The following is a 12092-nucleotide window of genomic DNA, read 5'->3' on the forward strand; positions in this document are numbered from 1 at the left end:
TCAAACCTATCCGCATACAAACGCCACGACAGACTTTCAGAAGCATAATATTGAACTGCAAAAATAGTCCGCAAAGCACGCTGTCAGGTCGCGTCTGCGGCAGCTTCGTCCCGCAACACGAGAATTGCAAAGTCGGATTTTGAAGGTTCGCTTCGGGCTGAAAAGTGGGCATAGATCTTGGAGAGTGCAGCGTAAGATTTGATGCGCTCTGTAGACTTTCATTCAATACACGACGATAGCCCGGTATTCCTCACACACTTTGCTCTGCGAGCAGATCCAGCAACGCATTTTGCCGACGGACCATTCGTTCCAGTTCCGCCGCCAGTTCTTCCTCTTGCACCCTGGCTTCACGAAGCTCGCCTTCGAGTTCAGCCACTTTTGCCGTTTCGCTCGTCGGGGTGCGTTCATAGAAGGCGATTAGTTCGAGAAAGAGAGCGGTTTTGGCTCCTTTCCCATGGCCTGCAAACTGGACGGCCAGTGCGCCAAAATGCTCGAATATTTCCTCCGAGACCATGAACTGGAGAGGTTTGGTTACCGTATCGGGCTTTGATGACGTCATAGGTTTATCCTTATTATTCTGAGGTGCTCTCGTTCGGTTTTGCCGGGAGAACACTTTGAATTGCTTCCTCGCCGCGCGGATCATGCAGACGGCAGTTCTATCGATTTCTCATGGAGGTATCCGTGTACCAGACGCCCCAGAATGCGGATGGATTTATGCACCTTGTACGTGTCAGCCAGTGCTTCGACCTCGCCGATATCAAGCGAGAAGAACTCCCGCCTGAGACCGTGGTCCGCCGCATATCCACCGACGAGACTGTTGATGATGGCAGGCACCTGCTCCTGCGTCGGTTGCGGGATCTCATAGACCTTGCAACGGCTCCGCAGCGGCGCCGAGACCTTGTCCAGCACGTTTGCGGTGAAGATCCAGTTCACATGTGATGCATCGACTTCGGTGGTCAGGTATTTTTCCCGGTAACGCCTGGCTTCTTCGGGCTCCAACAGCCCCAGGAGTTCACCCTGGATATCCCCGTTTCTACCCGAATGGGTCTTGTCGATCTCGTCCAGGATAATGGCGGGATTTAGAATGCGTGCCGAAGCGACGGCCTGCGTTACAATGCCCGGATGGGCGCTATGCCACCCCGCGGACAAACCGAACAGATGATTTTCCGAAATACCGCCCACATTGGCAGACTGGGCGTATAGCCCAAGTGTCTTGCAAAGCTCCCTCGAAAACTTGGTTTTGCCGATACCAGGAGAACCAACCAAAAGCGTCGGTCGGAACCGGATGACATCTGATCCCATGCCCCAACTCAATTCGATGTCGTGAACAATACCGTCGACGGCCCGCTTGCAGTGTGGGAAATTTGTTGTCAGCAAGCGAACTTTCTCAAGGTGATCCGGAACTTTGAGGCGCGCGAACTGGCCACTCCAGTCAACCAATTCCCGGATGTGTTTTGGCATTTCGTTTTTGAGATTGCGCGGCAGGTAGTCAAAGCCGCTTTGGCCGATGAGGTAACGCGCGTCGAGTTTATCGGGATCTTCTTCAGACTCACCATCCTCTGCCAACTTCGTCTGGTAGTTTTTGACAAGCAATTCAGCGACCTGGTGCCAGACATCCATGCTGGGCATCTGGTTGATTGCATATGCCGCGAAAGATGTCGGGATCGGATCGTCTGATTTCAGCTTGTCAATTTCGGTTTGGCGCCAATCTGGATCGTCCGTGTCGGCATAGCATACTGCTTCAGCACCTCGGCATTTGATTACCTTAAACGCGTCTAGGGCGGACTGGTGATCGATAATGCGCGCCTTGAGTTCGTCCCATTCACGCTTGTCTCCAACAACTTCGACAACGCGGCGCACAACGTCCTGGAACTCCCAGTCGAACCCCGAGAGCCGTCTGATTTCAGCGTCTTCCCATTGCCGTTTCTTGAGCACCATTTCTACAGTCCTTTGGAGACGCAACACGGGCACCGATGACCGGTTGCCTTCCAGGCAATCTGCCCGACATAGCCACAGCTCTGACACCGGAGTGGATCGTCCAGCAGGTGTTGGATGTTGAACTTGGGCTTCGACTTGCCGGTGTTGTCCGCCATTCGGTGCATGCACCAGCAGCACATGTTGACGATCCAGGCATCGATGATCTGCGTGCGACAGCTGTTTCCGCACCACTGGCAACAACGATTTGCCTCAGTGATCGCGGCCAAAATGTCCGAATCCTGATAGCCGTCGGTGTTCGCGCGGCTATAATAGATACGCAGCTCGCCAAATTTTTGCTTGATCTGATGAACCTCTGGGGCAGGCTTTTTTTGCTCAATCGCGCGCTTCTTGACGCGCTCAAGCGCTTCTTCGACGATCCGGATCCAGCCCTGGAACTCCTTTCCAAGCTCGCTGACGACGCTGTTATGGATGTCATCCCAATCAATCACTGACATACCTGCCTCCCGTTTCTTGACGGTGACGCCGGGGCAACTTGACCCTGTATTCACAGATTGCGTCCGCAACCAAGTCTCGGAACTTGGACCACCAGAGACTTGGTCCCGCTGCGCGCAGGTGCTGTTTGAATTCCAGGGTGTCTTGATAGAGGGCAACGCTTCTAGGAAGCCAACTTAATTCATGCTGAGTCTTACTTTCCCGCACAAGAAATTCCTCCTTTGAAAATGGTAGGAGGCGTCGGAATCGAACCGACTCGTGCACTCTAATCTGGAGCTATCACAGGGGTATAAGCCCCGCCCGCATACCAATGCTGCCTCCCACGGGTTTCGCGTGGGCTATCGACCTCAGGTCGATATTCGGTGGCAGATGATGCGTGCGTTTGACATGCGCTAAGGCTGGTCCAATTCCTGCGCCTGCGTCAAGATGGAAACTGAAGCGTCATGTAAAATGATGCGCAGTCAATTGAGATAATTAACTATTTTTCTCGGCATGTTACGGGGCTGCAAATTTGATACGAGCTTCCGTGACTTCCCTTAGTGAAGAATCGACCGATCCTGATGCCCACATAGTTCGTATTTGCGGCGTCACAGAAATTGCCCAAAGAACGTTGGATGCGATTAGCATTCGTCGGTTCCACGGTCTCAGGAATAAGATTGGAACAATGAAAACGAGCGTGCTCCCCAAGGTTTGGATGGCTTGAGGATCCTCCATCACAAAGAAGATGAAAAAGTCATTGGTCTTTATCGGAGAATTCCTTCCGAATCCTTTTCTGATATTCGATGTCATCAACAAAAATTGCTCGGGTCTTGGTCTTATCTAAGAATACTTATTCAATCTCTTCGTCTGTAGCCGCTTTCGGCTCTTCGGGCAGGCTTCGCCATGTCAGCCAACATACTGCTAAACCAAATACTCCGATGCCGACGGCGAGGATTGAAATGATCTGGTCAGGTTCCATTCGCTCATTCTACCACAGAGATCCTGAGTGGGGATGGTTATTGCGTACCAGCAGCCAAAATTTGGTCAGATTCTGAGTACAACTAGCGGGAGAAACGAGCATTTTTAAGGACACTAGATTTGAAAAACACCATTGCTTCCGCAGTTACCTTTCTTATTACGAGCACGGTCACCAGCGCAGAAATCTGCTACCTGGAAATTGACGGCGTCATCGAGATGCAAGGTCCCTGCGTCTTCGATCCAATGGGCGGCGGTGACTTCTTTGTCGCAGACGAAGACGACAGGCTGGCATTCGTGTACTTCTATCTTGATGATGCTGGCATCGGGACTGCGATGTGGAGTGATCGCGAAAGCAAAGCCAACCATAATCTGGGTACGCTGTACCGCGACGGTGCTTGCTGGCAAAATGGCGGGGCCACGTTGTGTGCTTGGAAGTCCTGAACGCAATGCACTGGTCCATTTTGGTGACGACTGAGGTGCCCCTATATTTGTAGACGCTTTGCCCCCTAACTTTGAGGCAAGGAGGCCGACATGGGGACAAGCAATTACAGCGACGAGTTCAAGCGGGATGCGGTGCATCAGATCACGGTGCGGGGGTATCCGGTTCCGGAGGTGTCCCGGCGTTTGGGTGTGAGCACGCATTCGCTCTGCAAGTGGCTCAAGCTGTTCAGCGATCCTGCACCCAAGAATCCTGGCGTGAATCATGAGGCCGAGAACCGGCGGCTGAAGCGGGAATTGGCCAGGGTGACCGAGGAGCGCGATATCTTAAAAAACTGTTCCGGGCCGTTGCCCGCCTGTGCGGGGCGGAAACAGCTTATGCTACGCTCTACGCGAAGGGCAGTTGCCGATAGCTTATTGGTGGGCTGGACCCCGTTAAAAAACGTGGCACATGGGTTGATGCGTACTTGAGAGTGGCGACGCCGCTATCGCGGCGATCCCGGTTAGGAAGATGACGAACTTGCATGGCCCACGCCCTTCGATTTGAACGGAGGAGATGCTATGACAAGGCGCAGAACCGGCGACCACCCGGATTTGAAGTTGGTCAATCCGAATGCAGCGGCGATTGATATCGGCTCAACAATGCACATGGCAGCGGTGAACCCGGATGTTCATGCCAGTCCGGTACGGGCCTTCGGAACATTCACTCAGGACCTGCATGATTTGGCCGATTGGTTCCAGTCTTGCGGCGCCACTACTGTGGCGATGGAATCGACCGGCGTTTACTGGATACCAGCGTTCGAGATTTTGGAGGCGCATGGTCTCGAGGTGATCTTGGTGAATGCCCGCTATGCCAAGAATGTACCAGGTCGCAAAACTGATGTGAGCGATGCAAGTTGGCTACGGCAACTCCATTCCTATGGTCTGTTGCGCGGCAGCTTCAGACCCACAGCAGAGATCGCCACGTTACGCGCCTATATGCGCCAGCGAGAACGGCTGACGGAGTATGCTGCCGCTCATATCCAGCACATGCAGAAGGCCCTGATGGAGATGAACCTGCAACTTCATCATGTCGTCTCAGATATTACAGGCGCGACAGGGATGAAGATCATCCGCGCCATCGTGGCAGGCGAACGTGACCCTGATGTGTTGGCCGAGTATCGCGATGTGAGGTGCAAATCTTCTATCGAAACGATCAAAGCCGCCCTTATCGGGAACGACCGGGACGAACATGTTTTTGCGCTGACACAGTCACTTGAACTCTATGACTTCTACAAATCCCAGATTGCCACTTGTGATGCCAAGCTTGAAGATGCCGTTTGCGCATTGACCGTGCGGACAGATGGCGACTTAGCACCCATTCCAAAAGCCAGGTTCAAAGGCAAGCAACGCAATGCGCCTGCCTTCGACATACGAGCTGCGCTTTACGGTGTGCTGGGCACAGACCTGACGCAAATCCATGGCCTTGGACCGTCTCTGGCTCTCAAGCTGGTATCCGAATGCGGGACGGATTTGCGGGCGTGGCAGAGCGCAAAGCACTTCACGTCGTGGCTCTGCCTCGCGCCCGGCAACAAGATCTCTGGAGGCAAACTGCTGTCTTCAAGGACTCGCCGATCTTCAAGTCGCGCAGCTGCGCTCTTACGACTGGCCGCTGTTACTCTTGGTCGAAGCGACACCGCATTGGGCGCGTTCTATCGACGTCTCTCGGCCCGGGTCGGCAAACAAAAGGCTGTCACAGCCACGGCGCGAAAGATCGCAGTTCTGTTCTAAAACGCAATCCGTCATGGCATGACATATCAAGATCAAGGTGCGGCTGCCTATGATGAGCGACATCGGAAACGTGTACTCTCGAACCTCCAGCGCCGTGCAAAGACGATGGGATTTGCCCTGGCACCCATCTCAAACGCTGAAGCTGTTTCTTAGGAAGGCCAGCGCGTACTTCGCGCAGAATGTAAAGTGAAGTACGCGTTCATCAACGCGCATCGAGAACAGTTTCGCGTTCGGGCCATGTGCAGGGTGCTGCGGATCCACTTCTCCGGCTTCTACGCATGGCTTAAGGAACCGTTAAGCCACCGTGCGCAGGAGGATGTGCGCCAGACTGCGTTGATCCGGCGGTCTGGGCCGAGAGCGGCAAGATCTATGGCTATCACAAGCTGGCGGATGATCTGCGCGACCTGGGAGAGAAGATTTCCGAGAACCGGGCCGCGCGGCTGGCGTCTCTGTCCGGGATCGCTGCGCAGGTCGGCTACAGGCGGCGGCCCGGCCGCTACGGCGGCAAACCGGCCGTCGTTGCCGAGAACAGGCTGGAACAGCAGTTTCAGACCTTTCGGCCGGACCAAGTCTGGGTGACCGACATCACCTACATCAAGACCCACGAAGGCTGGATGTACCTGTGTGTCGTCATTGACCTGTTCTCCCGCCGCGTCGTCGGCTGGTCCGCTCAATCCCGGATGACCACCGACCTCGCCCTTCAAGCTCTGCTGATGGCCGTGTGGCGACGCAAACCCGCAGGCAAGGTCATGGTCCACTCCGACCAGGGCTCCCAATTTACCAGCTGGGAGTGGCAGTTGTTCCTGCGTCAGCATAACCTGGAACCCAGCATGAGCAGGCGCGGCAATTGCCATGATAACGCAGTGGCAGAAAGCTTCTACCAGTTGCTGAAACGGGAGCGGATCAAACGCCGCACCTACCCAACGCGGGAAGCTGCACGGCAGGACGTGTTCGAATACATCGAGATGATCTAAAACTCGAAGCGCAAGCACACGAACAACGGCATGCTGTCGCCCGTTGACTTCGAAATCAGACAGCACAAACTGACCACGGCAGGTGTCTAGGAAACTAGGGGCACCTCACCAGGAGCTCCGATGTCAGGCTCAGATTCAGAAACCATTGTAGCTGTAGTCCCAAAATTTCAGTACCCGGATCTTGGAGTTGCCCGGCAAATCGAAAGTTAAGTGAAGGAGGTGCCGGATCGCAACCTTGCGGGTGATGTTTCGCACGAATTGACAAGACGAAAAACTTGCAACGTTTCAGGCTTTCGGCGAAGAAAACCGTGCTATCTGAAGTAGAGTCGCCTTCCCTAGATAGGTGATCCGATATTTCCAACTCCGGCCTAGCTAGTCATATTGACTACTGACCAATATTGTCTGGAGAAACTTTATTAGTAGAAATAGCTGTAGTTCCCAGCAACAATGCGTGTTTGCAGCATGAACCACATTGCCATCGCCGACCGACAAAAAATGCAGTTCGGATCGCCAAGGGCCGGGTGCTCGCTGGCGGCAACGCCCTCCAAAGCAATCTTCACGTCGCCCTTTTGAGCGAGGTCTGCGTATCGCAGTTCCCGCCCGGGCAACGTTTTGGTCGACAGCGATTTGCATCACCAAGACTTCCACCTTCATCCAATGTGCCGGCCCAGAATTGGACCGATTTCTCATTGGCGGTGATCGTACCGCAAGGGAGCGAAAATTTCAATAAGTAATTGGTTTTAAATATTTATTCTTGGTCACCAAAATCCGATTTACTGACTTGGAATTAGGCTTCGCCTAATTCAATCCTGCGTTGGAAAGGATAGATGCATAGAATAGGCGGGGTTAAGGTTGGGGCGGACATCCGACTGGGTGAAGAATAGAACAGTCGAGTGTTTTGCGGTGTAGAGCCGATTATGGGCCTTCAATACCCCAAGTTGCGGCACGGTGATTCGTGTCGATTCGCTGAATGGACGCGATAGGTAGATTGCAACTCATGGCGTTGTATACATTCGATACGGAATAGCGTTCATTATCGTGAAGAGTTTTGGACAGTCAAAATGACTATCCAGCGCAATACTCGATTTGCTCTCAATGATGTAACCCATTTGGCACATGCCGCACACCAAAAAGTAGAGTGAATTTTCTGGAAATGGAAATTTGGGCTTGATTCGCAATTCGAATTATGCGTAATGAGGGATCCCATGACGTACAAACGCTGTCATATCATCTCCGCTCTTATACGGGCTGCCTGACCTTCCGTTTACCCGGATTCTCGGCACAGCGTTCTTTTGGATTTCCAAAAATCTGTAGCGAGCTTCTTGCAGGCAATATGTCGATATGAGGCGCTCATCATGGCGTTCACTAAAAAAATCTATGAGCCTTTGAGGTGGCTTTTCGAGAGTGATCGAAAGGCATCGTCCATGGCCATCCAACACTTTTTGACCCTCACGCGAATAGCTGTGTGATCGGGCGGTCTCGGCCGCCTGCTTCCCACAAATATTCGAATTCTGAGCAACTCCGTCGCATGCGTTCGACGGCACTCAACAGACGTGAGGTTCTCACATGGAACAACAATCCCCAGAGGGAATTAGACTCCCCTCGGATTTCCGATCCGACCGTACCATTGCCAAGGCTGCCAATCGCCATTGCACCGCTCACACCGTTATCGGTTCAGGTCCCGGTGTCAGAATGCAGGCGGAGTCGCATCTTGAGCTTGTCAGCCTGCTTGTTTTGAACGCGAAGCTGGAGGTTGAGGACATCTTCGACCAGGTCCGCTTCTCCTGGAAAAGTTTGCATGGAAAATTGCGCAGCCATGTATTTGATTACGTCGCTCATCTCCGTGGTGGCTGCAAAGTTGCCTTTGCAGTGAAGCCTCTTTTTCGTGCAGCGAGATCTACCTTTCTTGAAGAAATGCAGGAGGTTGCGTGGTTCGCGACTAGATCTGGATTTTGCAACGATGTCCGCATTTTGACTGAGAAAAGTGCCGACCGAGTTGAGAAACGGAATGCTCAGCTTTTCTGGGCAGTCAGGACTCCAGATCCAACCGCAGACGAAGCAGCGTTGCAAGTTGTCTCAAATCTCGTTGGCGCGGCTTCTTTGCGCGATTTGACAATTCGGACCGGTCTTGGTGCCGCCGGTTTCCGAGCACTCGTTCGCTTGGTTTCAACTCAACACTTGGCGCCAGTCACTCGTGAAATCATCACGCCCAACTCACTTGTCCAACGGAAAGGATAATTTCCATGACTATGCACACTAATTTGTCCCAAAAAATTGCCGGCGTAAAGAAATCGGCGAATTCATCCTCAAATAGTCGGTTCATGATCTCACATCATGATCGTGTAACGATTGGCGACAAGCGGATGCGCTTGGCCGGCTTGGTCGCAGATGGTTATGTTTTGTGTCCAACCTCGGGCGAGGGTTTTTCTGAGTTTTTTGGTTTCGAACAGTTGAGTCGGCTCAATTCAGAAGGCAAGATTACGCATGAGCGTGATCACTTTCTTCCCAAAGCAGAGCGGCATCAAGGCGTGGAACAGAGTATCGCGCTCTTCGATCTGACTGAAAAACAACGTGAACGCTACTGGGTTCGGTACGGGTTGGTGCTTGCATACTTGGAGCTGGAAAGTGAGGATCGCGTCTCACCAAATGACACCTCCATCGCAAAATTGATGCATGAGATTTGCGAACGGGCAGCTTCTATCGCGACAGAAGAGATGCCATCTCCGAATGCCGAGATGGATAAAGAGGAGATTCAACAAGGCAAAAGGCGCAAGCGGCAGGGTGGGCGAAAATCGGTTCTGACAGTTGAGCCGGTTCATCCAACGACTCTTCGCAAATGGGTGAAGGCTTATCGCCGTTTGGGCAAGCTTGGGCTCATCGACAGTGCCCACAATCGCGGAAATCGGTATAGCTACTATTCGACCGAAGAGCGCGAGTTGCTCGAAGAGGAGACCCGGAAAAGTTATCTCGACCTCAATCGCCCCACTAAGAAGAAGACGACAGATGACGTCCAACGGGCGTTCGAAAAGGCTAATGAAATTCGGCGCGAGCAGGGCCTGACCCCATATCGGGTTCCCAGTCGGGATGCCGTACGCCGTTGCATCAACAACTTCAGCAAGTTTGAAGTTGCGTTGAATAGGTTCGGCTATCACGAAGCGGTGAAGCGCTGCAAACCAGTTGGCCGTGGCATTGAGGTTTACCGGCCACTTGAGCGATGTGAAATGGATGAGTGGCGTGTTGACTTGCGCACGCTTATCTCCGGAACAGGTCTACGGTACTTGTTCTCTCAGAAGGAACTCGAGAGATTGGGCCTGCTCGACGAGAAAGGCGCCAAAAGTAGACGTTGGTGGATTTCTGTCGTCATCGACTGCCGGACGCGATGCATTCTTGCCATGACGCTGGCAAAAAACCCTGAAGCCGCGACCGCCGTAGATTGCTTGAAAATGGCATTGCAAGACAAAGGTGCTTGGGTCGATGCGGTCGGTGCTGAGGCGCCCTGGGATCTGTTTGGTTTGCCGGAGACTCTGGTGACTGACAATGGTGCTGCTTTCAAGTCTCAATTATTCATCGGCACTTGCCTCGATCTGGGTATCACGCTCGAGAAAACTATTGCTGGTTTGCCCGCCATGAGGGGCACTGTTGAAAGGTTCTTCAAGACCGCTTCGACTGGTGTCGTTTCACGTCTTCATGGGCGTACTTTTTCCTCTTCAGTCGAACGAGGCGACCATCCTACGGAAGAACGTACCTGCTTGAATACAGAAGATCTTTGCTCGGCGTTGGTTCGCTGGATCGTGGACGTGTACCACAATACGCCTCACGAGGGACTTCATGGCCGAACACCACTCCAGCAATGGAACGAAGACATGGAGGACGGGAACTTCCCGGCTCAGGCTGCGCCGGACATGCGGCGCAAGCGCCTCATCTTTGGAACTAAACTCGAACGGTCACTCAGCAAGGCCGGTCTCACTGTCATGGGTGTGCAGTATCATTCTGAACAACTCGCTGAGTGGTTCGCACAACGCGGAAAGCAAGACTTGCAGGTTAGTTGGCTGCCTGAAAACATTGGCGCGATCTTCGTCAAGTTGGGCCAGCATTGGCACGAAGTGCCTGCGGTGTACGAAGAGTTCGAAGGCGTGCACGCTCAACAATGGGTGGCAGCGAGACGCCAGATGAAGATTGCGAACCCCAGGCAGAAGGCGTGGAGTGAACGGATCGTCGCCAACGCACTCGAGGCGATTGATGCGATGAACCTCAGAAAGTCACTCGAGTTCGGTCTGGTTTCTCAAGTCTTTTCAGATGAGCGTGTTGACGCTCTGGAGAAAGAACTTTTCGTGGGTTTTAAGGTCACGACTTCTCAGCCGCAGTTGGAAACGGGTTCCGAGCAGTTTGGCATGTCAGTGATCCCGTTGAAGCCTGACTGGGTTTCCGAAGCCAAGGAAGCTGATGGCATGCAGCATCGCGTTCAATATGACGATTGGGAGATTGACGGGGAGGGCAACAAATGAGCCGGAGTTCCCCCAGTATCGATCCCCAGGCCATCATGCAGCCACTGCGAGCCCAATATTTCAAAAACAACCGCCATCGGCAGATCGAACGCGAGATTGATCGCTTGCTTCAGAGCGACGAGAACGGTGGCAAGCTGGCTCTCCCGGAACGTTATGCCGGTGGCCTTGAGGCCAAAGGATTGATGGTTGTCGCAAAACCAGGCGACGGTAAGACCACCGCAGTCTTGAGAGTATTGAGCAAACACCAGGCGTTGCAAGCGGCGCCTGGAGCCGACCTGCCCAGCTACATCCGGATTCAAGTGCCCAGCCCAGCGACCCTCAAGAGTTTAGGTCGGGCAATCCTCGCTGAACTTGGTTTCTCCAACATTTCCGAACGTGCCCCTGCTTGGGACATCTGGCGCATCGTCAAGCACCGCTTGTCTCTATTGGGCATTGTGGTGCTCTGGATCGATGAAGCACAGGATGTTTTCTTGTCTCGATCAGCGTGTGAAATCGATGACATGCTCAAAACTCTCAAGTCACTGATGCAAGGTGATGGGGCTGTGATTGTCGTCCTGAGTGGCACTGAACGACTGCTCGAAGTTGCGCGCTACGATCAACAAGTGGATCGGCGGTTCCGTAAAGTCCTTCCCCGCCCCCTGTTGATCGGACACGACGAAGAGAACCTTCAAGGTTTGATCGAAACCTATTGTGAAATGGCTCGCATCAGGCCGGAAATTGAGCTCGATACCCTGAGGAGATTAATTCATGGTAGCCGCGGACTCTTTGGTCGATCCATCGAGACCATTCTCGCCGCAATCGAACAGGCCCTCTACGAAGGCAGCGAGCGCTTGATTGCAAGGCACTTCGCTGAAGCCTGGAGTATTCAGGAAGGGTGCGCTTGGGATGAAAATGTCTTCGTCATCGACGATTGGGCTGCTTTGGATCTAGACCGGGATGTCGAGGATTTTGAGGCTGAGCGGACCAGTCGTCAGCGTCGGCAAGTGGGGCGGGGGTGAAGCTTTGAACTATGTTTCGC

8 protein-coding genes, 1 tRNA gene and 3 pseudogenes are annotated in these 12092 nt (G+C 53.3%); 7 read left to right on the forward strand and 5 right to left on the reverse strand.

Translation table 11 applies throughout. The features are described from left to right. Positions 1-250: 250 nt before the first annotated feature. From ACR0BK_RS04520 to ACR0BK_RS04540, 5 genes are all read right to left on the reverse strand, one after another. Positions 251-559 (reverse strand): hypothetical protein, encoded by a 309-nt coding sequence (locus ACR0BK_RS04520; RefSeq protein WP_480474846.1) that lies wholly within the window; start codon positions 557-559, stop codon positions 251-253. A gap of 80 nt (positions 560-639) precedes the next feature. Further along, positions 640-1860 carry an AAA family ATPase gene (locus tag ACR0BK_RS04525; RefSeq protein WP_480553896.1) on the reverse strand — a complete coding sequence of 407 codons (1221 nt, stop codon included), beginning with the start codon at positions 1858-1860 and terminating at the stop codon, positions 640-642. Between the two features lie 80 nt (positions 1861-1940). Then, positions 1941-2432, reverse strand: coding sequence for a hypothetical protein (locus ACR0BK_RS04530; RefSeq protein ID WP_480553897.1), 492 nt, complete (start codon positions 2430-2432; stop codon positions 1941-1943). 226 nt (positions 2433-2658) lie between these two features. Then, positions 2659-2752 (reverse strand) — tRNA-Ile (locus ACR0BK_RS04535). Between the two features lie 507 nt (positions 2753-3259). Beyond that, on the reverse strand, positions 3260-3388 hold the full coding sequence (locus ACR0BK_RS04540; protein ID WP_480553898.1) for a hypothetical protein: 129 nt from the start codon (positions 3386-3388) through the stop codon (positions 3260-3262). A 119-nt stretch (positions 3389-3507) separates the two neighbouring features. Between ACR0BK_RS04540 and ACR0BK_RS04545 the strand changes: the two genes are divergently transcribed. The 7 genes and pseudogenes from ACR0BK_RS04545 (at position 3508) to ACR0BK_RS04575 (ending at position 12072) form a co-directional block, all read left to right on the forward strand. Then, positions 3508-3828 (forward strand): hypothetical protein, encoded by a 321-nt coding sequence (locus ACR0BK_RS04545; RefSeq protein ID WP_480553899.1) that lies wholly within the window; start codon positions 3508-3510, stop codon positions 3826-3828. 90 nt (positions 3829-3918) lie between these two features. Further along, positions 3919-4158, forward strand: a pseudogene (locus tag ACR0BK_RS04550) (transposase); the annotation flags it as partial. A 228-nt stretch (positions 4159-4386) separates the two neighbouring features. Further along, positions 4387-5748 (forward strand): annotated as a pseudogene (locus ACR0BK_RS04555) (IS110 family RNA-guided transposase). Positions 5749-5754: 6 nt separating this feature from the next. Further along, positions 5755-6659 (forward strand): annotated as a pseudogene (locus ACR0BK_RS04560) (IS3 family transposase); the annotation flags it as partial. Between the two features lie 1476 nt (positions 6660-8135). Further along, entirely contained in the window at positions 8136-8807 is a 672-nt protein-coding gene (locus ACR0BK_RS04565; protein WP_480553900.1) for a hypothetical protein, read from the forward strand. A 5-nt stretch (positions 8808-8812) separates the two neighbouring features. Further along, the gene (locus ACR0BK_RS04570; protein WP_480553901.1) at positions 8813-11074 is read left to right on the forward strand and encodes a transposase family protein; all 2262 of its coding nucleotides are present in this window, start codon (positions 8813-8815) and stop codon (positions 11072-11074) included. After that, a complete protein-coding gene (locus ACR0BK_RS04575; protein WP_480553902.1) occupies positions 11071-12072 on the forward strand; it encodes a TniB family NTP-binding protein in 1002 nt (333 codons plus the stop codon). Before ACR0BK_RS04570 ends, ACR0BK_RS04575 begins: the two co-directional genes overlap by 4 nt. Positions 12073-12092: the final 20 nt, after the last annotated feature.

It is taken from the genome of Ruegeria sp. AF1 (assembly GCF_056542125.1).

Coding starts and splice junctions, on each gene's coding strand:
- ACR0BK_RS04540 (WP_480553898.1), bottom strand. CDS start 3,388: ATGGAACCTGACCAGATCATTTCAATCCTCGCCGTCGGCATCGGAGTA.
- ACR0BK_RS04570 (WP_480553901.1), top strand. CDS start 8,813: ATGACTATGCACACTAATTTGTCCCAAAAAATTGCCGGCGTAAAGAAA.
- ACR0BK_RS04530 (WP_480553897.1), bottom strand. CDS start 2,432: ATGTCAGTGATTGATTGGGATGACATCCATAACAGCGTCGTCAGCGAG.
- ACR0BK_RS04520 (WP_480474846.1), bottom strand. CDS start 559: ATGACGTCATCAAAGCCCGATACGGTAACCAAACCTCTCCAGTTCATG.
- ACR0BK_RS04575 (WP_480553902.1), top strand. CDS start 11,071: ATGAGCCGGAGTTCCCCCAGTATCGATCCCCAGGCCATCATGCAGCCA.
- ACR0BK_RS04565 (WP_480553900.1), top strand. CDS start 8,136: ATGGAACAACAATCCCCAGAGGGAATTAGACTCCCCTCGGATTTCCGA.